Raw genomic sequence first — 21,831 nt, forward strand, 5'->3', positions numbered from 1 at the left:
GGCGTCGGCGTTCAGGCCGGCAGCGCGGCGGCGGCTGGTTTTGCTTGGGCGTCGCGACCGGCGGCCGGCTGCGGCGCGGCGGCGCGCCACAGCAGGTCGAAGGTGCGCACGTCGTCGTGACCGGCGATCGCGGCGGCGACGCGGCGCGTGGCCGCGGCATCGCTGCCCTCGATCAGCACGAGCGCGTCGGCGGCCGGACGCGCGGCCGCATCGGCGCCGATCGGCGCGGACAGGTCCGGCGCGGTGCGGAACAGCCGGGCCGCGTGGATGCCCGGTTCGTGCAGCGCCGCGTCGAAGCGCTCGCGCAGGTGCGGCACGTCGACGCGCTCCGGCGGCAGCACGAACAGCGCGAGATGCATGCCTTCGCCGTCGCCGGCCTCGATCGTCAGGTCGCCGACCCGCCGCTGCGTGCCCGTCATCCGTTCGAAGTTCGCGAGCGACCACGCGGTCTGCTGCGTGAACGCTCGCCGGTACGCGTCGCTATGGAATACGTCGAGCGTGTCCGTCACGTACAGCGCGAGGTACTTGCGCGGGCCGCCGTCGGTCGCGCGAAACCGCCGCGCATGCGTGAAGCCGGGAATCGCGACACGCTCCTGCATGTGCTCGCGGTCGTACCACGCGTTGAAATCGGCTTCGTGCGCGGGATCGATGTCCGTCCAGACGCAGAGCTGGCCGTGCGGAAGGGAAAGGCGGGACATGGCGGGTTCCTTGTGACGGGGTGTGTCAGGAACCGCAGTGTCCCGAAGACGGGCCGCACCCGTCCAACAAGAAAACAAATTCGCGGTGAACAGGTTTTCTTATGAGCGGCGCGGGCGGCGTTTCGCCGAGGGGGCGGGCGACGCGGATTTCGGGGTGCGTCTTGCCGACGCGGGTCGGGCTCTTTTCGCCGGGCGGGCGGGGGACTCGTCGACGATGTCGGCCCCGGCCCCGGCCCCGGCCTCGGTCTCGGCCTCGGTTTCGGTTTCGGTTTCGGTTTCGGCCTCGGCCTCGGCCTTTGCCGACGCGGCGGGCTTCGCATGACTGGAAGCCGCCGGCATCGCGCGCGCGACCTCGCTCGCCAGTTCCGCGATGCGCGCGGCAACCGGCAGGCCCTGCGTGCGATACGACGCGACGAGCGGCAGCGCGGGGAATTCGGGTTCGACGTCGAGCAGTTCGAGCGCGCCTTCCTGCAGTTCGCGCCCGATGATTGCGGGCGGCAGCGCGGCCACGCCGAACCCGTCGGCGACGAGCCGGATCATCGCGGCGACCGACGTGATGCAGTTGATGCTGGCCGGCCGCTCGACGGCCGCGAACAGCCGCTCGATCGTCGCGTGCGGGCCCGAGTGGCGCGAGAAGCTGATGATCGGGTACGCGGCAAGCCGCGCGACGTCGAGCCGTTCGCCGCCGAGCCCGAGACGCGGGCTCGCCGCCCAGCGCACCGGGAATTCGCACAGCGGTAGGTTCGTGAAGTCGGGGCCCGGCACCGGGTCAGTCTGCAGGATCAGGTCGACGCCGTCGGTGCTCAGCAGGCGGATCAGGTGCAGTGTCGTGTCGCTGGTGATCTCGACGTCGAGGCGCGGATAGCGCTCGCGCAATTGCGCCATCAGTGCCGGAAACCAGCTGTGGACGATCGACTCGATCACGCCGATCCGGATCAGCCCCGCGTCGCTCGCCGCGTCGATGTCGCGCCGCATCTCGCTGTCGAGCCGCACGATCCGCTCCGCGTATGCGAGCATGCGCCGCCCCGCGGGCGTGAGCGTGGCCGAGCGCGTGTTGCGGTCGAACAGCCGCACGTCGAACGCTTCTTCCAGCGACGCGATGCGGCTCGACACGGCCGCCTGCGTCGTGTGCAGTTTCTCGGCCGTGAGCCGGAAGTTCTCCAGCTTCGCGAGCCAGACGAAGGTTTCAAGAAACCGGATGTTCATCGAATGCCGATCGGTGAGGCAGTGCCGCGCGGGGGCGGCGGGATCGGTCGATGTTAGCGGATTTCCGGGGCGGGAAGCGCGCGCGGCCTGGTGCATGCGCCGGGCGAGGGAACGGGCGGTCGCGTACCGCCGGGCAAGCGCGGCCGCCCGTCACGATGCGCGCGCGGGCGATGCGTCCCCGTGCAGCGAAGAGGCGTCGTGCGGGCGGCGTATCCCCATGCATCAAAGCGTGTCGAATGCGAGGGTCGGCACGTCGACGACCGTTGCGCCGCCGTCGGCGACGAGCGTCGCGCCCGTTACGAACGACGCATCCGGTGATGCCAGGAATGCGCATACGGCCGCGATCTCGTCCGGATCGGCCGCGCGCCGCAGCGGCACGTCGGCGCTCACGCGGGCATACGCGCCGTCGAGCGTGTCGCCGTATGCGGACATCAGCGGTTCCATTTCCGCATCGGCCATCGGCGTGCGGACCCAGCCCGGGCACACCGCGTTCGCGCGCACGCCGTGCGGCCCGTAGTCGCGTGCCAGCGATCGCGCGAGCCCGAGCAGCGCATGCTTGCCGACCGTATAGCCGCATACGCCGGGCCCGGCCGCGAGCGCGGCGATCGACGCGACCAGCACGATGCTGCCGCGCTGCGCGATCAAGTCGGGCAGGCACGCGCGTGCGCTGACGAACGCGGTATCGAGGTTCGCATGCAGCGCGTCGCGCCATTGCGCGTCGTCGGTTTCGTCCGCGCGGCCGAGACCGTGGCCGCCCGCGCACGCGACGAGCGCATCGACGGGGCCGAACCGCCCGGCGATCTCCGGCAGGAAGCGGGCCCAGTCGGCCGTGCTCGCGGCGTCGCCGGCGAGCGCGAGGCCGCCCGTCTCGGCGGCGTGCGCGTCGAGCGGTGCGCGGCGCCGCCCGATCAGCACGACGTGATCGCCGCGGGCGGCGAAGCGGCGCGCGCACGCTGCGCCGATGCCGGTGCCGGCGCCGGTGATCACGATCGTGCGGGGTTGCGGGTGCGTCATGTCGTTCTCCGGAAGGGGGGCGTTCCGGTCACTTTAGGCGGCGCCGACGCGCGCCGGTATCCGCCGAAAGGATGAACGCGCACCGGCCGGACGGTCGACGGCCGCGCCCGGCACCGGGCCGAACGCAGGACCGCAGCCATTTTGCAAAGGCTGACGATGTTCGGCGCCGAATCGCTCTATCCTCCGTATTTTTGAGATAGTTCGCGAAAGCCCGGCAAAATAGCGCGGGCGAGCCAGCGCACCGGTACGGTGCGCGCCGGCCGGCCGATTCCGTCGTGCAAGCGGAGCGGCAGGCGGCGAGATCGGCGTGGGTGCGCGCCCGATACGGATGCGGTGCGTCTGCCGATCGCGCAAGGCGCGCCGGCTGATCGCCCGGTTGCGCATCGCGCGGCCGGACCATCGACAAGAACAGGGAGGGGCCGGCAATGAGGCTGGACGACGAAAGAGAAAGCGTGAACGTCGAGGATCGACGCGGCGGCGGGTTCGGCGGCGGACGCGCGACGATCGGCATCGGCACGATCGTGGTCGCGCTGGCCGCATCGTATTTCTTCGGGATCGACCCGCGCGTCGTGCTCGAAGGCGCATCGGCGCTGCAGGGCCGCCAGCAGCAGGCGCAGCCCGCGCCCACGCAGCATCAGGGCGAGCCGGCGAACGATCCCGGTGCGGTATTTACGCGCAAGGTGCTCGGCAATATCGAGCGCACGTGGACGGGCGTCTTCAACACCCAGCTGCATGCGCAGTACCAGCCGCCGAAGCTCGTGATGTTCACGAACTCGACGCCGACCGCGTGCGGCACCGGCCAGACCGCGATGGGGCCGTTCTACTGTCCGGGCGATCGCAACGTGTACATCGATCTCGGCTTCTACGACGAACTGCGCAAGCGCTTCGGCGCGGGCGGCGATTTCGCGCAGGCCTACGTGATCGCGCACGAAGTCGGCCATCACGTGCAGAACCTGCTCGGCATTTCCGACAAGGTCGATGCCGCGCGCCGCCGTTCGAGCGAAGCGCGCTCGAACGCGCTGTCGGTGCGGATGGAACTGCAGGCCGACTGCTTCGCCGGCGTGTGGGCGAACAACGCGCAGCGCGCGAACCAGCGGCTGATGGAGCCCGGCGATTTCGAACAGGGGCTGAAGGCGGCGGCTGCGATCGGCGACGATCGGCTGCAGCAGCAAGGCCAGGGCTATGTCGTACCGGAGAGCTTCACGCACGGCACCAGCGAGCAGCGCGTGTACTGGCTGCGGCGCGGGATGGAGTCGGGTGAAGTAAGTGCCTGCGACACGTTCGCCGCGAACGCGCACTGACGCGGACCCTGACTGACCGGGCGCGGCGCACACGCTGCCGCGCCGCCGTTTCGCGGCCGCGCGTGCGGCCGCTCCGCGCATTTCGCTGATCATTCCGATCATGCTCGATCGGCGCGCGATTTTCCGCGCCGCCCTCGACATCCATTTTCGATCGCACGGCGCGCGGCGCATGCCTATCCGACGCGGATTCTGTCGTCGGGACACGGCCGGTGCGTGCGATGTCTCGTGCCACCGTCGACAGCCATCATCGTCCGCACGGCTCGCGGCGCAAGACTTCCCGGTGCGGATTCTGTCGTCGGGACACGGCCGGCGCGTGCGATGACCCGCGCCACCGTCGACAGCCATCATCGTCCGCACGGCTCGCGGCGCATGCCTTCCCGACGCAGACTCCGTTGTCGCGACATGGCCGGCAGCTTCGTCATCCGCCCCCTGCGGACGAATTGCCGATTTGTGCTCACCGGCCCATTTCGGCGCGGGTAGGCTGGCCCGACCTTCGACGCGTTCGGCCGCCGGCCGCTCCCATCATGCCGACCTCATCCGCTTCCGCCGACCACGAAGCCGCCGACTGGCAGCGCGCGCTACGCGCGTGCGTCGATGCGTTCGACGCGTTTGCGAGCCCGTCCGCGACCGTGTTCTACCGGCTCGACCTGAGCGGCGAGCCGGCCGATTTCGAGCTGTTCGGGATGCCGGAGGCGATGCATCGCACCTACATCGCGCGCTACCGGATGCTCGATCCGCTGCACCCGTCGCGCTGCGCGGCAGGTGAACGTGCGGTCGTGACGCTCGCGTCCCAATTGCCTGACGAAAGACGCGATGCGTCCGCGTACTGGACCCGTTTCCTGCGACGGCACGATGTGGCCGACGTCGTCGAGATCTGGCTGCGCGACGACGCGGGCCGCACGGTCGGCGCGTTTTCGCTGCTGCGCTTCGGGACGGGCGACGCGGACGGCAACCGCACGGCGGGCCGGTTCGCATCAGGCGAGATCGACGCGCTGGCACGGCTGCAGCCGGTCGCCGAAGCCGCGCTGGCGCCGCTGCTGCGCGCGCGGCGCGGCATTCACCGGATCGGTTGCGAGGAGCGGTTGACCTACCGCGAGGAGCAGATCGCCCGACTCGTACGCGACGGCCGCTCGAACAAGGAAATCGCACGCGATCTCGCGCTCGGCCAGCCGACCATCAAGACGCATCTGATGCGCATGTACCGGAAGCTCGGCGTGTCGAACCGCACCGAGCTGGTCGGCGCGTTGTTCCTGTAGCTTTTCCGCATCCGCATCCGCATCCGCACCCGCACCCGCACCCGCACCCGCACCCGCACCCGCACCCGCACCCGCGTCCACGTCGCACCGATCGCACCGCATCGCATCACGCCACACCCCGCCATCGATCCGACGATAACGCGACGCTCGCACGCCGCCATTCCACGTTCCCGAGTCACCCGCGTTCCGGTCCCGCACGCGCTTGCCAATTTGCGCTCACCGGGCGCGATCCCCCGTCGATACAGTGGTTCGACACCCGCATGCCGAAGCGCACGCGGCCCAGTCATGACAATCATCGAGACGCCCATGAGCACCACGAACTTCGTCGCGGTCAGCGACACCGTGCGCACCTTCGTCGCACGCGACTTCGGCCTTTTCATCGACGGCGCCATGCAGCGCGCGCACTCGCCCGCGCGGCTCGACGTGTACGACCCGGCGACGGGCGAGCGGCTCGCGACGGTCGCCGATGCCGACGCGCACGACGTCGACCGCGCGGTCGCGAGCGCGAAGCAGGCGTTCGACACCAGCGTGTGGAGCGGGCTACGCCCGGCGGACCGCGAGCGCATCCTGCTGAAGCTCGCCGACCTGATCGAGGCCGACGCCGAAACGCTCGCGCAACTCGAAACGCTGAACCAGGGCAAGTCGATCCACGTGTCGCGCGCGATCGAGGTCGGCGCGAGCGTCGAATACGTGCGCTACATGGCCGGCTGGGCGACCAAGATCACCGGCCAGACGCTCGACGTGTCGATCCCGTTTCCGCCCGGCGCGCGCTATACGGCCTATACGCGCAAGGAGCCGGTCGGCGTGGTCGCGGCGATCGTGCCGTGGAATTTCCCGCTGATGATCGCGGTGTGGAAGCTGATTCCCGCGCTCGCGGCCGGCTGCACGATCGTGCTGAAGCCGTCGCCGGAAACGCCGCTCACCGCGCTGCGTCTCGCCGAACTCGCCCTCGACGCCGGCGTGCCGCCCGGCGTGTTCAACGTCGTCACCGGCGGCCGCACGTGCGGCGCCGCGCTGTCGAGCCATCCGTCGATCGCGAAGATTTCGTTCACGGGTTCGACCGCGACCGGCAAGCTGGTCGGCGCGGCGGCCGTGCAGAACATGACGCGCTTCTCGCTCGAACTCGGCGGCAAGAACCCGATCGTGATGCTCGACGACGTCGACGTCGCGCAGGCGCTCGACGGCGTCGCCGCCGGCGCGTTCTTCAACCAGGGACAGGTGTGCGCGGCCGCGTCGCGTATTTACGTCCACCGCAGCAAATTCGCGCAGCTCGCGGACGGCCTCGCGGGCGTCGCGCAGTCGATGAAGCTCGGCGCGGGGCTCGATACCACCGCGCAGATCAACCCGCTGGTGTCCGCGCACCATCGCGACAAGGTCGTCGAGCACATCGAAGGCGCGCGCCGCGCGGGCCTCACGTTCCTCGCGGGCGGCACGCCGGCCGACGACCTGCCCGGCTACTACGTGAAGCCGGCCGTGATCGCCGATCCGCATCCGGACAGCGCGATCGTGCGCGACGAAGTGTTCGGCCCGGTGATCGTCGTCGTGCCGTTCGACGATGCGGCCGACGCGGTGCGTCTCGCGAACGCGTCGCCGTACGGCCTCGCCGCGAGCATCTGGAGCAACGACCTGAAGCGCGTGATGAACCTCGTGCCGCAGATCGAGGCCGGCACCGTGTGGGTGAACTGTCACATTCCGCTCGACCCGTCGATGCCGTTCGGCGGCTACAAGCAATCGGGCATCGGCCGCGAGTTCGGCCAGTACGCGATCGAAGGCTTCACCGAAACCAAATCCGTCTGCATCGCGCACTGACGCGCGGCGCCTGCTCCGAACACCACGAACCCCGCGAACAACCCGAAAACCTCGAACCCCGACCCCGGACGGTCGAGGTTCAAACGATCCGAAAGTGGAGATTGCAATGAGCTACAACGAAGCGAAATTCTGGCACCCGATGCTGCACCCGAACGAAATGAAACAGCGCAAGCCGATCCGCATCGTGCGCGGCGACGGCTGCTACGTGTTCGACGAAACCGGCAAGCAGCTGGTCGACGGCGTCGCGGGCCTGTGGAACGTGAACGTCGGGCACAACCGCCAGGAAGTGAAGGATGCGATCGTGCGCCAGCTCGACGAACTCGAATACTTCCAGCTGTTCGACGGCATCTCGCATCCGCGCGCGGAAGAGTTGTCGAAGAAGCTGATCGACATGATGGAGCCGGAAGGGATGCGCCGCGTGCTGTACAGCTCGGGCGGCTCGGACTCGATCGAGACCGCGCTGAAAATCGCGCGCCAGTACTGGAAGGTGCGCGGCCAGGCCGACCGCACCAAGTTCATCTCGCTGAAGCAGGGCTATCACGGCACGCACTTCGGCGGCGCGTCGGTGAACGGCAACACGGTGTTCCGCCGTAATTACGAGCCGAACCTGCCCGGCTGTTTCCACGTCGAGACGCCGTGGCTGTACCGCAACCCGTTCACGCAGGATCCGGAGGAGCTCGGCCGGATCTGCGCGGAAATGCTGGAGCGCGAGATCCAGTTCCAGAGCCCCGACACGGTCGCCGCGTTCATTGCCGAGCCGGTGCAGGGCGCGGGCGGCGTGATCGTGCCGCCGGCCAACTACTGGCCGCTCGTGCGCGAGGTGTGCGACCGGTACGGCGTGCTGCTGATCGCCGACGAAGTCGTGACCGGCTTCGGCCGCAGCGGCAGCCTGTTCGGTAGCCGCGGCTGGGGCGTGCGCCCCGACATCATGTGTCTCGCGAAGGGGATCTCGTCCGGCTACGTGCCGCTCGGCGCGACGGCCGTGAACGCGCGGATCGAGGATGCGTTCGCCGCGAACGCGGACTTCGGCGGCGCGATCATGCACGGCTACACGTACGCAGGGCACCCGGTCGCCTGCGCGGCCGCGATCGCGAGCCTCGACATCGTCGTGAAGGAAGACCTGCCGGCGAACGCGGCGAAGCAGGGCGCGTATCTGCTCGAAGCGCTGCAGTCGTTCCCGGAACGCTTCGCGGCGGTCGGCGAGGTGCGCGGCAAGGGGCTGATGCTCGCGCTCGATCTCGTCGCGAACAAGCAGACCCGCGAGCCGATCGACCCGCTGTCCGGCTATGCGAACGCGGTCGCGGAAGTGGCGCGCGAGCACGGCGTGCTGGTGCGGCCGGTCGGCACGAAGATCATCCTGTCGCCGCCGCTCGTGATCCAGCGCGAGCAGCTCGACCGGATCGTCGACGCGCTCGCGGCGGGCTTCGAGGCCGTGCCGTTCGCATGAGGCCGTGACGGCATGAGCGCATGACGCCGAACCGGCGGTGGAGGGCGGGATAACCCGTTCGCCACCGCCGGTTTGCCGATTTGCGCTATGACCGGATTATTTTGCCTGCGTATTTTTTCGACATCGGATCAGGTTTGGATCGACAGGGGTCCGGGTGCCGGCGCTTGAGCGCCGCCCCGGGCCGACCGCGAAGCATGGCTCGGAGCGGGCGCCGCAGCGCCGGTTCCGGCCCGAAAAGGGAAGGAGACGAAGATGTCGGGATGGTCTGGAATGACCGGCGCAGCGGGCGACACGCCCGCCGGTGCGTCGGCTGAAGCGGGCGGCGGCACGGTGCTGAAGGCCGGTGCGGTCGGGTTTCCGACCGCGCTGGCGAGCGCCGTCGGCCTCATCATGGCGAGCCCGGTGATTCTCACCGCGACCTCGGGCTTCGGGATGGGCGGCTGGGCGTTCGCGGTCGCGATGATCATCGCGTTCGTGATGATGCAGGCGCAGGCGACGACGTTCTCCGAAGCCGCCGCGATGCTGCCGACGGCCGGCTCGGTTTACGATTACCTGTCATGCGGGCTCGGCCGCTTCTGGGCGATCACCGGCACGATTTCCGCGTATTTCCTCGTGCACGTGTTCGCCGGCACGGCGGAGACGATCCTGAGCGGCATCATGGCGCTCGTGAACTTCGAATCGCTGAACGCCGCGCTCGAGAAGCACAACAGCTCGTGGCTCGTCGGCGTCGGCCTCGTGGTCACGTTCGCGATCACCAACATCATCGGCATCAAGGTGTTCAGCAAGCTCGAGATCGTGCTGACGGCCGGCATGTGGCTGTCGCTGATGATCTTCGGCATCCTCGGCCTCGCGGCCGCGCCGGCCGTGCATCTCGACGGCTGGTTCGGCGGCTCGGAAGTCGGCACGTCGGTGCCGGCCGTGCTGTCGCTGGTCGGGATGGCGATGTTCATGTTCGTCGGCTGCGAGTTCGTCACGCCGCTCGCGCCGGAAATGAAGGCGCCGGGCCGCACGATTCCGCGCGCGATGGCGCTCGGCCTCGTCGGCGTCGCGATCTGCATGTTCCTGTACGGCGCGGCGATCCGGCGCCAGGTCGCGAACGTGCCGGTGAGCGCGGACGGCCTCACGCACCTGCTCGACACGCCGGGCGCGATTCCCGCGTTCGCGCTGCAGGTGCTCGGGCCCTTCGGCCGCATCTGGTTCGGCATCGCGTTCCTGTGCGCGGGCGCCGCGACGATCAACACGCTGATGGCCGGGCTGCCACGCATCCTGTACGGGATGGCGATCGACGGTGCGCTGCCACGCTGCTTCGCATACCTGCATCCGCGCTTCAAGACGCCGGTGGTCGGCATCGTCGCGGCGGCGGTCGTGCCGATCTTCCATGCGTGGCTGATCAACGGCAATCTCGACAGCATCCTGCACCTGGTGCTCGCCGCGACCTGCGCATGGGGCACCGCATACCTGCTCGTGACCGCGTCGGTCGTGATGCTGCGCATCCGCCGCCCGGACCTGCCGCGCCCGTACCGTTCGCCGCTGTTTCCGCTGCCGCAGATCGTGTCGAGCGTCGGCATCGTGCTCGCGATCTGGTACATCACGCCGCCCGGCATGAATGCGCGCGACATCTACGTGCCGTTCGGCGTGATGCTCGGGCTCACCGCGCTGTACGCGCTGTTCTGGACGCTCGTCGTGCAGCGCCGGCATCCGTTCAGGCCGGTGCCGGTCGAGGAAGTGCTGCGCAACGAGCACGTCGCCTCGTGAGGGCCGCGCTCGCCCGCTGGCGCGCGGCGCCCGACGCACCGCCGCCCGGCCACCGGCCCGGCGCGATCGCCGCGCGCGTGCTCGCCGACCTCGGTGCGGTGCGCGACGCGGACGGCGGCGCGGCCGAAATCCTGGCCCGGCTGCCGAACGGCGTGCGCGTGAGCATCGAAGAGCGCATCGACCGGCAGTTCCTGATGCATACGGTCAGCGTGCAACTGTCGATCCACGCAGACGGCCCGGCCGGGCAGGGTCTCACGCGCGTGCTGCAGACCGGCTGGCTGCGGCGCACCGGCATCGCGGCCGCGCCCGAGCCGGGAAGCGACCCCGGATTCGCGCGGACGGTGGCCGCACTCGCCGCGCAGCCGTCGCTCGCCGGCGCGCTGCGCCCGCTGCACCTGACCGACTGTACGATCGCCGCGCGCGACGGCCGCTGGACGCTCGCCGTCGTGCCGTTCGGCGGCAGCGAGGTCGTGAACCGGATGCCGTCGTTTCGCCGCTACGTGCGCGTGACCGGCGAGCAGGCCGCCGCGCTGTCGGCGGCCTGTCTTGCATTCGAAACTGCACTGCGCGGAATTTTGCGGGGGTAAGCTGTGGCGCTGCGTGCCGTGCGGCCGCAGCGTGGAATCAGGGTTTTACCGGAGATGCCGATGCTGTTCCAGTCACGCTCACACGAAGACGTGCATGACCACGGGCTCGCGATCGCGGGTTGGCATCAGGTCTACCGCCAGATGACGCCGGGCCGCTTCAGGGGCACCGTCACGCAGGTGCTGTACGACGATTTCCATTTCTTCCGCGAGACGACCAACCGGCGTGTCGCGCAAACCGGCCTCGCACCGGCCGGGCGCACGTCGCTCGCGGTGCCGCTGTCGGTGCCGCTCGCCGGCACGTTCCAGAGCCAGCCGGTCGACGGCTATGCGCTGCTCGCGCTGCGCGCCGGCGAGGATTTCGAATTCCATACGCCGGAAGGGATGGGGCTGGTCGGGATCAGCGCGGCGTCGGACATGGTCGACGAGCTCTGCGAGGCCGAATTCGGCGCAGCCGGCGCGCGCAAGCTGCGGCACGTCACGCGGCTGTCGGACGCGCAAGGCGTCGCGCTCGGCGCGCGGCTGTCGTCGCTGATCGACGACGCACAGCGCAACCCCGGCTGCCTCGAATACGCGGCCACCCGCAAGATGTTCCGCGACACGATGCTCGGCATGTTCCTCGATGCGCTCGAGCAGGGCATCGGCGTCGAGCGCCGCGACATCACGCACGCCACCTACAGCGATATCGTCAGCCGTTGCGAGAAACACCTGCGCGACCGGCCCGAGGAACCCGTCACCGTGCTCGAGCTGTGCCGCGCGCTGCGCTGCAGCCGCCGCACGCTGCAGACGAGCTTCCAGCGCGTCGCCGACGTCACGCCCGTCGGCTATCTGCGCACGATCCGGTTGAACGCGGTGCGGCGCCTGCTGCGCACGACGTCCGCGCATCAGCTCGGCGTCGGCGAGGCCGCAGCAAGCTGGGGCTTCACGCATCTCGGCTATTTCGCGCGCGAGTATCGCGACCTGTTCGGCGAGCTGCCGTCGCAAACCTTGCGCCCCGAATGACGTCTTCGCATCGCGACGGCGCCGCCGGGCGTCGTCGCGTGCCGCCCGTTCCGTTCGCTTCACCATTTGCTGATTTGGGATAGGGGTCCCGAATTTTCGCTGGATAGAGTCCTGTCACCGAAATCGACAACATCATCTGTTCGCACTGCGAATCGATGACAACAGAGGGACGGGACATGAAGATCGGACGAAGACTGGCCGCGGCCGCGGCCACGCTGGGTTGCATGCACGCGCACGCGCAGACCTCCGGCAGCGTGACGCTGTACGGCACCGTGGACACCGGCGTCATCTATTCGACGAACCAGCAGTTCACGCGCGCCGACGGCAGCACGGGCGGCGGCCATGCATGGCAGATGGGCGGCGGCAACCTCGTGCCGTCCCGCTTCGGATTTCAGGGTGCCGAGCCGCTCGGCGGCGGGCTCGACGCGGTGTTTTCGCTCGAGCAGCAGTTCCTGTCCGCGAATGGGCAGGCGCTGCAGGGCGGCACCGCGTTCAGCCGGCAGGCGTGGGTCGGGCTGCGCCAGGAGGCGATCGGCACGCTCGGCCTCGGCCGGCAATACGACTCGTACACGGACATGCTCGGCGCATACGTATCGAGCAACAACTGGGCGACGCCGTACGGCTCGCACCTCGGCGACGTCGACAACCTGAACGCCGCGTTCAACTTCAACAACGCGGTGAAGTTCACCAGCGCGGATTTCAACGGCCTGACGTTCGGCGGCACGTTCAGCTTCGGCGGCCAGGCCGGCGACTTTTCCGCGAAGCGCGGCTATGCGGTCGCCGCGACCTACACGCGTGCGCCGGTCGCGTTCTCGGTCGGCTATCTCGACCTGCACCAGCCGCTCGACGCGGCGCTCGGCGGCGCGAGCGGCTATATCGGCGACTTCGCGTGCAGCAACCCGGGCGCGATGTACTGCCTGCTGCAGGACGCCGGCTCGATGCGCGCGTTCGGCGCGGGCGGCTCGGTGACGCTCGGCGCGGCGACGGTCGCGCTGACCTACACGCACACGCGCCTCGGCGACAGCCGCTATTTCTCGACCGGCGCGCAGCCGCGCACGCAGGCGTTCACGTTCGACATCGGCGAGCTGAACGTCACGTACATGTTCACGCCCGCGCTGCAGGGCGGCGTCGCGTACATCTTCAACGCCGCGCACACGGACGGCCGCGGCACGACGCGCTTTCACCAGGTCAACGTCGGCACGAACTACAGCCTGTCGAAGCGCACCGCGCTGTATGCGGTCGCGATCGGGCAGATCGCGAGCGGCACGGGGCTCGGCACCGACGCGAACGGCAATGCGGTGAACTACGCGCAGATTCCGGTGCTCGCGAACAGCAATTCGAGCCGGCAGCTCGCGGTGATGGCCGGGATTCGCGTGAACTTCTGACGGCACGCACACGACGGCACGGGCGGCGGGCGGGGCGGGCGGCCGCACCGTCGGCCGCTTTCGCCGCGTGCCACAAATTCTTAACGATCGACGTGAACAATGGCGTTCGCTTCAGGCCGCCCGAAGCGTCGCCCGCGTTGCACACGTGTGCAACGCCCGGCGGCTCGCCACCACGCCGATCGAGAGAGACCACATGACCCTGCTGAGCCGCCTGCGCGCGCTGTCCGCCGCCGTTGCGCTGTCCGTTGCCGCCTCGCACGCCTTCGCGGCGGACCTCGTCATCGCGGGCCGCGACGACATCTACGGCAAGGGGCTGGCCGACGCCGTCGCCGGCTTCACCAAGCTGCATCCGGGCACCGACATCGAGTTGCTCAAGCTGCCGAACGCGAACCTGTACCAGAAGCTGAAGCTGTCGATGCGCGAAGGCACCGGCACGTACGACCTCGTGATGATGGACGATACGTGGGCACCCGAATTCATCGGCAACGGCTGGCTGAAGCCGCTGCCCGCAGCGCTCGCCGACGCCGATCTCGTGCCGTCGGCGGTCGCGCTCGGCCGCAACGCGGCGGGCGCGCTGTACGCGCTGCCGATCGTCGGCAACGTCGAGATGTTCGCGTACCGGAGGGACCTGCTCGCGAAGTACCAGCTGCAGCCGCCGCGCAACTGGGACGACGTGCTGAAGATCGCGCAGACCATCGGCGGCGCGGACAAGAGCGTGTCGGGCGTCGTGTTCCGCGGCACCAAGGGCAACCCGGTCGTGACGGGCTTCCTGCCGATCCTGTGGGCCTACGGCGGCGACGTGTTCGACCGTGCCGGCAACGTGACGATCGATTCGCGCGAGTCGCAGGCCGCGCTCAAGACTTTCCTTGCGCTGAAGACCGCCGCGCCGAAGGACGTCGACGTATACGGCGCCGCCGAGGTGCGCGACGCACTGCAGCGCGGCACGGCCGCGCAGTCGATCGAGGTGTGGCCGGCGTGGATCCCGGCGCTCGACGATCCGAAGCAGTCGCGCGTGGTCGGGCAGATCGCGCTGCAGCCGCCGCCCGGGCAGACGGCCGGCCCGGCGCCGATGCTCGGCATCTGGCAGATGGGCATTCCGAAGGATGCGCCGCACGCGAAGCTCGCGCAGGATTTCCTGGCCTACCTGAGCTCGCGCGACACGCAAACGCGTCTCGCCGGGATCGGCATTCCGCCGACGCGCCGCAGCGTGTTCGCCGATCCGGCGCTGGTGCGCCAGTACCGCTGGTACCCCGATCAGCTGAAGGCGCTCGAGGCCGGCCGTGCGCGGCCGCGCGTGAAGGACTGGCAGCAGGTCGAGAGCATTCTCGGCGACCAGCTGCAGCTCGCGCTGACCGGGCAGGCCGCTCCCGACGCCGCGCTGCGCCAGGCGCAGCAGAAGATCGCGCAGGCGATGGCTGCGCCCGGCAAATGACGGCACGCCGCCACGCATCGTCCGGAATCCGCGCATGAAAGCCCTCGGCCGCAGCCTGCCGTTCGTCGCGCTGCTCGGGCCCGCGCTGCTGGTGCTGGCCGCGCTCACGCTGTACCCGGTCGCGCAGGTGCTGATCGACTCGTTCTGCCAGGTCGACTACACGGCGGGCCGTCGCGCATTCGCGGGGCTCGCGAACTATCGCGCGGTGCTCGGCGACGACGCGTTCGCGGCCGGTTTCGGCAACACGCTGCGCTTCACGATCGCGGCGTCGCTCGTCGAGGTCGCGCTCGGCTTCGGTCTCGCGCTGCTGTTCGTGCGCGCGTTTCCGGGGCGGCGCATTGCGCTGCCGCTCGCGATCCTGCCGATGATGCTCTCGACGCTCGTGTGCTCGGCGATCTGGCGCAACTGGCTCAACTTCGACGGCTTCCTGAACGCGCTGCTCGCCGCGTTCGGCGTCGAAGGCGTGCGCTGGCTGTCCGATCCGCATCTTGCGTTGTGGTCGCTCGCGCTCGTCGACGTATGGCAGTGGACGCCGATGGCGTTCCTGATCGTGCTGGCCGGGCTGCAATCGATCCCGCAGGAACTGTACGAAGCCGCGCGCACCGACGGCGCGAGCGAATGGCAGTGCCTGCGCGACATCACGCTGCCGCTCGCGGCGCCGCAGATCGGCCTCGCGCTGCTGCTGCGCTCGATCGACACGTTCAAGCTGTTCGACAAGGTCTACGCGCTGACGGGCGGCGGCCCCGGCAACGCGACGCAGACGCTGTCGACCTACATCTACGACACGGGCTTCCGCTTCTTCAACGTCGGGCCGGCGAGCGCCGCGTCGGTGCTGATGCTCGCGGCGTCCGCGCTGCTCGTTTCGGGGTACGTATGGCAGACGGTTCGCAAGCGGCGCGCATGACGGCGCGATCCGCGTACCTCGCGCACGCGCGAAAGGGTGCCGCGTTCGCGCATGCCGCGCCGTGGGCGCTGCGCATCATTGCGCTCGCGCTGTTGTTGCTGCCGTGTCTGTGGATGGCCGGCGCGGCGTTCATGCCGACGCTCGAACGCCTCGATCATCCGCTGCGGATCTGGCCGGCTGCACCGACGTTCGAGCATTTCGCGTCGGTGTGGTCGAACGGTATCGGCGCGCCGCTCGCCAATTCGCTGCTGGTCGGGTTCGGCACGACGCTGCTCGCGCTGACGCTCGCGTTTCCGGCCGCATACGCGCTCGTGCGGCTGCGGTTTCCGGCACGGCTGGATGTGCTGTTCCTGATGCTCGTGCTGGCGTTGAAGCTGATGCCGCCGATCACGATCGCGGTGCCGCTGTTCGCGCTCGCGAAGCGGTTGCATCTGCTCGATTCGACGCTCGGGCTGATGCTTGCTTACCAGATCTACGCGCTGCCGATGGCGATCTGGATGCTGCTCGCGTTCGTGCGCGACGTGCCCGTCGAATACGAGGAGGCCGCGTGCATCGACGGCGCGGGGCTCGCGCGGCGGCTCGTGCAGATCGTGTTGCCGCTGTGCGCGCCGGGGCTGATCGCGACCGCGATCTTCGTGTTCATCGCCGCATGGAACGAGTTCCTGATCGCGCTGCTGTTCGTGTCGACGCCGAGCCGCTTTACGCTGCCGCTCGCGATTGCCGGCTACGTGACGGAGAACGGCATCGACTGGGGCGACCTGATGAGCGCGGGGCTGCTGGCGTCGCTACCGACCCTTGCGGTGGCCGGCTACGTGCAGCGCTACCTGCTGCGCGGCTTCGCCGGCGGGCTGAAGTGACGCGACGCGTTACGCGCAGCTATGCCGCACCACGTGCGTAACCGGCACGACCCGCGTGCGCGACGCGCCGTCGAACGTCTGGATCCGGTCGGCGAGCAGGTCGACGGCCGCGTGCGCGAGGCCTTGCGTGTCCTGGCGCAGCGTCGAGAGCCGGTAGGCGTCGTATGCGGCGGCGGGGATGTCGTCGAAGCCGATCACGCGCAGGTCGTCGGGCACGCGCAAGCCGAAGGCGTCGCGCGCGGCGTCGATCATGCCGAGCGCGAGCAGGTCGGACGAGCAGAACACACCGTCCGGCCGCTCGCCCGTCGCGAACAGTTGCCGTGCGGCGTCGAGGCCGCATGCATGCGTGTCGGAGTCCGTATCGATCACGCGGACGAGCGCCGCATCGTACGCGTCGCCGTGTTGCAGCGCCTGCGCGAACGCATCCGCGCGCGCGCGTGCGCTGTAGCTCGCGGTGCGCGGCCCGACGAACGCGAGCCGGCGCGCGCCGGTCCGCACGAGCCGTTGCGCCGCATGGACGGCGCCCGCCGCGTTGTCGCTGACGACGACGTCCGCGCCCGGCAGGTTCGCTTCGCGGTTGATCATCACGACGGGAATCCGGTGATCGAGATACTGCTGCGCGACCGACAGCGGCGGCGAAGCGGACGTCATCACCAGGCCCGCGATCCGGTAGCTGAGCAGCCGTTCGAGCGATTGCCGGACTTGATGCGGATCGTCCGCATTGGTCACGAGCGGCGTGAACGCGCGCTGCCCGAGCGCGGCCATCAGGTCCGACAGCAGCCGCGCGCGGAACGGATTCTCGAACCCGGCCGTCACGACGCCGATCATGCTGCTGCGCTGCGTGATCATGTCGCGCGCGATCAGGTTGACCTGGTAGCCGAGCGCACGCGCGGCCGCCATCACGCGTTCGCGCGTCTCGGGCGCGATGCTCGCCGTCGGCGAGAACGCGCGCGACACCGCGGAGCGCGACACGCCGGCCCGCACGGCGACATCCGACGCGGTCACCCATGTCTTTCTTTCCTTGTCAGTCATCGATTCATGATCCCTTCGCGACACGAAGCCTCCACGCCGCTGGCCGACTGGATGTCGGCACTCGACGACGCGCGGCCGCTGCATACGCTGACCCTACCGGGCAGCCATGACACCTGTGCGTATACGGTCGACGATCCGCTCGTGCGCACGCAGCGCGCGCCGCTCGATGCGCAGCTCGCGCATGGCGTGCGGCTGCTCGACATTCGCTGCCGGCACCGGGGCGATACGTTCGACATCCATCACGGCGGCATCGCGCTCGGCCTGTCGTTCGACGACGTGCTCGCGGACTGCACGCGCTTTCTCGATGCGCATCCGCGCGAATGCATCGTGATGTCGGTGAAGGACGAATGGCCCGCGCATGCGTGCACGCGCAGTTTCGACGCGACGTTCGATGCGCATTGCGCGCGGCATCCGCGGCTGCGCTGGCATGCGGGCCGCGCGCTGCCGGCGCTCGGCGACGTGCGCGGCGCGGTGGTGCTGTTGCGGCGGTTCCGCAGCAGCCGGCCGCTGGGCATCGACCTGACCGCGTGGCCCGACAATGCGACGTTTACGGTCGATCATCCGGATGCGGCGTTCGTGATCCAGGATGAATACCGTGTGCCTGCCGCCGGGTCGATCCACTACAAGTGGCGTGTGATCGATGCGCTGCTGAGCCGCATGCCGTCGCCGGAGAGCGGGCGCTGGGCGATCAATTTCTGCAGCGGCACGGGGATGGGCGCGAATCCGTCGGTGGTCGCGCGCGGCGACGGCAGGGTGGTCGGGATTCAGGCGCGGCTCGCGGCGCGGTTGCGAGAAGCGCGCGGGCCGTGTGGCGCGATGCTGCTCGACTTCTGCGACGACGATGACTGGGCGTTGGTGCGGGCGTTGGTTGAGTGTAATGAGGATGTGCCTGTGGCGGGTGGCAGGCGCAGGTCGGTGGGTTGTTAGCGCATTCGCATTGACGATCGCGAACTAGCTGATCGGGGCACTGCCTGAGAAAGGTGAAATGCGTGGCATTCGAGACGCCGTCGATATTGAGGACCGATCGCGCGGGTGGGGCAATCAGTACGTGTCGCCGATCGTGATGCAGAAATGCAGCTGGTCGGTTGTCCCGGGGTATTCGTTGTGCCACACCTTCGATTCGGACACCATCGTGCTGCGGCAGAACGCGGCGGCCTCCGCCAGCGGCCAATCATCAAGACTCACGGTGCCCTGCGGAGCGCTGCCATGTCCGACACGTCCGTCGGCAGTCAGGACCCAACCTTCCCAACCATAGATCGGAATGCGATGACGCTCGCAATAGTCAATGCATTCGAGCGCGGCGTCGAGCGGAAGCACGATCTCGCGACGAGAAATCGACAGTGCGGCAAGTGCCGCGGGAATTTTCTCGAGTTGCGGCATCGCAGGTCTGCAGAGAGCGGTAGGGTGTGCGATCGACGGACTACCGCGTCGCGATCGCCACCGCCGCACCCGCCATCGCGGTCGCGCTCGTGCGGTTCGCGACCCGCTTCGCGCGTGCCGACGTCAGAAATGCCCGCGCACGCACCGCGAGCAGCGACCAGAAGCAGTCGGCGAGGATCAGGATCGCGAGCATCGTGCCGACGAGCTCGGCCCACGCGAGCACACCGACATGCGTCAGATCGACGATCGTCGGCAGCAGCGCGAGATAGAACAGCATGATCTTCGGGTTGCCGAGCGTGACCAGCGTGCCCGCGACGAACATGCGCCACGGCGACTGCCCGCGCGGCAGGTCGCCGGCCTGCGTGTCGGTCGGCGCGGTCCACATCTTCCACGCGAGGAACAGCAGGTACGCGACGCCGAGCAGCTTCAGCACGAGCAGGCCCGTCTCGAACGTGCGTGCGAACGCCGACAGCCCGGCCACCGCCAGCGTGAGCCACAGCGCCTCGCCGATCCACATCGCGGCGAGGAACGGCAGCACGTCTCGCACGCCGTTCGTCAGCACGCGCGCGACGAGCGCGGCGACGCTCGGGCCGGGCGTGCCGGCGGTGACGAGCAGGGCGATGGCGAACACGGCGAGCGCGGACAGCGTCATGGCGAACCTCGTGGGCAAGGCGTTCGAAAGGTATGAAGTTTCGATTATAGTGACGGCCGTTCCCGCCTGCCTACCTCGTCGTGATGACAGTATCGATCCGGATTCGTCCCGCCACGCGGGAAGACGCGGCCGCGATGGCCGCCGTGGAAGTGGCCGCCGCCCAGCGCTTTCGCGACATCGGCATGTCCGACATCGCCGAAGGCGAGCCGACCGATGCGGCCGACGTGCTCGCACGCATCGACGACGGTCGCGCGTATGTGGCGACGGACGAAGCGGGGGCCTGCGTGGGTTTCGCGTTCTACCGGCTGCTCGATGCGCAGCGGCTTTATCTGGAGGAGCTGGACGTCGCGCCGTCGCATGCGGGGCAGCGGATCGGCGCGCGCCTGATCGATCGGATCATGACGCGCGCCGCGCAAGACGGCATCGCACAGGTCGTGCTGTCGACGTTCCGCGACGCGCCGTGGAATGCGCCGTACTACGCGCGCCTGGGCTTCCACATCATCGACGACACATCGCTCGACGACACGCTGCATGCGATCCGCGCGCATCACGTCGCACGCGGGCTCGACGAGACGCAGCGTGTGTTCATGCGCGCGGACGTGCGCGCATGAACGTGCCGCCGGCCGTCATGCCGCGTCGCTGAGCGCCGGGTAGTCGGTGTAACCCGTCTCGCCTTCGGCGTAGAACGTCTCCGGCACCGGCTTGTTCAGCGGTGCGCCGAGTTCGAGTCGACGCGGCAGGTCCGGATTCGCGATGAACAGCTTGCCCCACGCGATCGCGTCGGCGTGGCCGCTCGCGAGCGTGTCCTGCGCCGATTCGAGCGTGAACTGCTCGTTCGCGATCAGCGGGCCGCCGAACGCTTCCTTCAGACGCGGGCTCAGCTGGTCGCCCGAATACGATTCACGCGTGAAGATGAACGCGATCTTGCGGCGGCCGAGTTCGCGTGCGACGTAGCCGAACGTCGCGGCCGGATCGGAATCGCCCATCGTGTGCGCGTCGCCGCGCGGTGCGAGGTGCACGCCGACACGGCCCGCGCCCCACACGTCGATCGCCGCGTCGACCGCTTCGAGCAGCAGGCGCGCGCGGTTCTCGATCGGGCCGCCGTACGCGTCGGTGCGCAGGTTGGTGCTGTCCTGCAGGAACTGATCGAGCAGGTAGCCGTTCGCGCCGTGGATCTCGACGCCGTCGAAGCCCGCCTTCTTCGCGTTTTCCGCGCCCCTGCGGTACGCGGCGACGATACCCGGAATTTCATCGATGTCGAGCGCGCGCGGCGTCACGTACGGACGCGGCGGCCGCACGAGGCTCACGTGACCGCCCGCGGCGATCGCGCTCGGCGCGACCGGCAGGTCGCCGTCCAGGAACACCGGATCGGAAATCCGGCCGACGTGCCAGAGCTGCAGCACGATGCGGCCGCCCGCCGCGTGCACGGCCTGCGTCACGCGCTTCCAGCCTTCCACCTGCTCGTCGGACCAGATGCCCGGCGTGTCCGCGTAGCCGACGCCCTGCGGCGTGACCGAAGTCGCTTCGCTGATGATCAGGCCGGCCGACGCGCGCTCGGCGTAATAGCGAGCCATCAGGTCGTTGGGCACGCGCGCGCTGCCGGCGCGGGCACGGGTGAGCGGCGCCATCACGACGCGGTTCGGCAGGGTCAGGTCGCCGAGGGTAACGGGGTCGAAGAGGGTGGGCATGGAGATAACCTTTTCACGAAAGACGGGATGGCCGTCGCGTCGTGCGCGGCGGGTGGCCCGCATGGCCTGGGTCAGAGTTCGCGACGCAGGGCGTCGAGAAATGCGTCGATGACGGCCTCGTTGCGCCGGAAGAACGCCCACTGGCCGATCCGCGTCGACGTCACGAGCCCCGCGCGCTGCAGCGTCGCGAGGTGCGCGGAGACAGTCGACTGCGACAGCCCGCAGCGCGCGTCGATCTGCCCGGCGCAGACGCCGTGGTCGTACGGCAGCGTCTGCTCCGGGAAGTGCGCGCCCGGCGTTTTCAGCCAGACGAGGATTTCACGGCGCACGGGGTTCGAGAGCGCTTTCAGGATCGCGTCGATGTCGAGTTCGGTCGGCATGGAAGGGCGTGGTGTTCGGGGCAAACGGGTATCGTCGATGGGCGAATCA

Annotated in this window: 21 protein-coding genes; 13 read left to right on the forward strand and 8 right to left on the reverse strand. The window is 69.3% G+C overall.

The genetic code is table 11. The features are described 5' to 3' along the window. Positions 1 to 11 precede the first annotated feature (11 nt). From U4Z64_RS09560 to U4Z64_RS09570, 3 genes are all read right to left on the reverse strand, one after another. A complete protein-coding gene (locus tag U4Z64_RS09560) occupies positions 12 to 698 on the reverse strand; it encodes a DUF4286 family protein (protein WP_044846664.1) in 687 nt (228 codons plus the stop codon). Positions 699 to 797: 99 nt separating this feature from the next. Further along, positions 798 to 1,904, reverse strand: coding sequence for a LysR family transcriptional regulator (locus tag U4Z64_RS09565; RefSeq protein WP_321819814.1), 1,107 nt, complete (start codon positions 1,902 to 1,904; stop codon positions 798 to 800). A gap of 222 nt (positions 1,905 to 2,126) precedes the next feature. Beyond that, the gene (locus tag U4Z64_RS09570; RefSeq protein WP_321819815.1) at positions 2,127 to 2,918 is read right to left on the reverse strand and encodes an SDR family oxidoreductase; all 792 of its coding nucleotides are present in this window, start codon (positions 2,916 to 2,918) and stop codon (positions 2,127 to 2,129) included. 425 nt (positions 2,919 to 3,343) lie between these two features. On the opposite strand from U4Z64_RS09570, the gene U4Z64_RS09575 reads away from it, so the two are divergent. The 11 genes from U4Z64_RS09575 (at position 3,344) to U4Z64_RS09625 (ending at position 16,650) form a co-directional block, all read left to right on the forward strand. Then, on the forward strand, positions 3,344 to 4,219 hold the full coding sequence (locus U4Z64_RS09575; protein ID WP_321819816.1) for a neutral zinc metallopeptidase: 876 nt from the start codon (positions 3,344 to 3,346) through the stop codon (positions 4,217 to 4,219). Between the two features lie 524 nt (positions 4,220 to 4,743). Beyond that, entirely contained in the window at positions 4,744 to 5,475 is a 732-nt protein-coding gene (locus U4Z64_RS09580) for a helix-turn-helix transcriptional regulator (RefSeq protein ID WP_124489048.1), read from the forward strand. A 306-nt stretch (positions 5,476 to 5,781) separates the two neighbouring features. Further along, positions 5,782 to 7,284: an aldehyde dehydrogenase family protein gene (locus U4Z64_RS09585; RefSeq protein ID WP_321819817.1), complete on the forward strand. Its 1,503-nt coding sequence runs from the start codon at positions 5,782 to 5,784 to the stop codon at positions 7,282 to 7,284. Positions 7,285 to 7,390: 106 nt separating this feature from the next. Beyond that, on the forward strand, positions 7,391 to 8,731 hold the full coding sequence (locus U4Z64_RS09590; RefSeq protein WP_044846672.1) for an aspartate aminotransferase family protein: 1,341 nt from the start codon (positions 7,391 to 7,393) through the stop codon (positions 8,729 to 8,731). Positions 8,732 to 8,983: 252 nt separating this feature from the next. Further along, entirely contained in the window at positions 8,984 to 10,486 is a 1,503-nt protein-coding gene (locus U4Z64_RS09595) for an APC family permease (RefSeq protein WP_321819818.1), read from the forward strand. Further along, entirely contained in the window at positions 10,483 to 11,073 is a 591-nt protein-coding gene (locus tag U4Z64_RS09600) for a DUF3156 family protein (protein ID WP_321819819.1), read from the forward strand. Before U4Z64_RS09595 ends, U4Z64_RS09600 begins: the two co-directional genes overlap by 4 nt. Positions 11,074 to 11,133: 60 nt before the next feature. Continuing rightward, a complete protein-coding gene (locus tag U4Z64_RS09605; RefSeq protein ID WP_044846726.1) occupies positions 11,134 to 12,072 on the forward strand; it encodes a helix-turn-helix domain-containing protein in 939 nt (312 codons plus the stop codon). A gap of 176 nt (positions 12,073 to 12,248) precedes the next feature. Next, positions 12,249 to 13,457 (forward strand): porin, encoded by a 1,209-nt coding sequence (locus U4Z64_RS09610; RefSeq protein ID WP_321819820.1) that lies wholly within the window; start codon positions 12,249 to 12,251, stop codon positions 13,455 to 13,457. Between the two features lie 193 nt (positions 13,458 to 13,650). Next, a complete protein-coding gene (locus U4Z64_RS09615) occupies positions 13,651 to 14,889 on the forward strand; it encodes an ABC transporter substrate-binding protein (RefSeq protein ID WP_321819821.1) in 1,239 nt (412 codons plus the stop codon). 34 nt (positions 14,890 to 14,923) lie between these two features. Beyond that, on the forward strand, positions 14,924 to 15,793 hold the full coding sequence (locus tag U4Z64_RS09620) for a sugar ABC transporter permease (RefSeq protein ID WP_321819822.1): 870 nt from the start codon (positions 14,924 to 14,926) through the stop codon (positions 15,791 to 15,793). Next, the gene (locus tag U4Z64_RS09625; protein ID WP_044846678.1) at positions 15,790 to 16,650 is read left to right on the forward strand and encodes a carbohydrate ABC transporter permease; all 861 of its coding nucleotides are present in this window, start codon (positions 15,790 to 15,792) and stop codon (positions 16,648 to 16,650) included. The genes U4Z64_RS09620 and U4Z64_RS09625 overlap by 4 nt, the downstream gene beginning before the upstream one ends. Before the next feature lie 9 nt (positions 16,651 to 16,659). On the opposite strand, the gene U4Z64_RS09630 is transcribed toward U4Z64_RS09625, so the two are convergent. Further along, on the reverse strand, positions 16,660 to 17,682 hold the full coding sequence (locus U4Z64_RS09630) for a LacI family DNA-binding transcriptional regulator (RefSeq protein WP_321819823.1): 1,023 nt from the start codon (positions 17,680 to 17,682) through the stop codon (positions 16,660 to 16,662). Positions 17,683 to 17,688: 6 nt separating this feature from the next. Here U4Z64_RS09630 and U4Z64_RS09635 point away from each other — a divergent pair, with 6 nt between their 5' ends. Next, entirely contained in the window at positions 17,689 to 18,609 is a 921-nt protein-coding gene (locus U4Z64_RS09635; protein WP_321819824.1) for a phosphatidylinositol-specific phospholipase C, read from the forward strand. 114 nt (positions 18,610 to 18,723) lie between these two features. Here U4Z64_RS09635 and U4Z64_RS09640 read toward each other — a convergent pair whose 3' ends face one another. Both U4Z64_RS09640 and U4Z64_RS09645 read right to left on the reverse strand, forming a co-directional pair. After that, positions 18,724 to 19,062 (reverse strand): hypothetical protein, encoded by a 339-nt coding sequence (locus U4Z64_RS09640; RefSeq protein WP_257769430.1) that lies wholly within the window; start codon positions 19,060 to 19,062, stop codon positions 18,724 to 18,726. Positions 19,063 to 19,102: 40 nt separating this feature from the next. After that, complete coding sequence (locus tag U4Z64_RS09645; RefSeq protein WP_044846680.1) at positions 19,103 to 19,714, reverse strand: LysE family translocator; 612 nt, start codon at positions 19,712 to 19,714, stop codon at positions 19,103 to 19,105. 83 nt (positions 19,715 to 19,797) lie between these two features. On the opposite strand from U4Z64_RS09645, the gene U4Z64_RS09650 reads away from it, so the two are divergent. After that, positions 19,798 to 20,325, forward strand: coding sequence for a GNAT family N-acetyltransferase (locus U4Z64_RS09650; RefSeq protein ID WP_321819825.1), 528 nt, complete (start codon positions 19,798 to 19,800; stop codon positions 20,323 to 20,325). A 15-nt stretch (positions 20,326 to 20,340) separates the two neighbouring features. Here the strand turns inward: U4Z64_RS09650 and U4Z64_RS09655 are convergent, their stop codons facing one another. Together U4Z64_RS09655 and U4Z64_RS09660 are read right to left on the reverse strand one after the other, a co-directional pair. Continuing rightward, complete coding sequence (locus U4Z64_RS09655; RefSeq protein WP_321819826.1) at positions 20,341 to 21,402, reverse strand: alkene reductase; 1,062 nt, start codon at positions 21,400 to 21,402, stop codon at positions 20,341 to 20,343. A gap of 71 nt (positions 21,403 to 21,473) precedes the next feature. Beyond that, positions 21,474 to 21,782, reverse strand: a complete 309-nt coding sequence (locus U4Z64_RS09660; RefSeq protein ID WP_059449595.1) for an ArsR/SmtB family transcription factor — start codon at positions 21,780 to 21,782, stop codon at positions 21,474 to 21,476. Positions 21,783 to 21,831: the final 49 nt, after the last annotated feature.

The organism is Burkholderia sp. BCC1996, from assembly GCF_905339955.1.
Classification (GTDB): Bacteria; Pseudomonadota; Gammaproteobacteria; order Burkholderiales; family Burkholderiaceae; genus Burkholderia.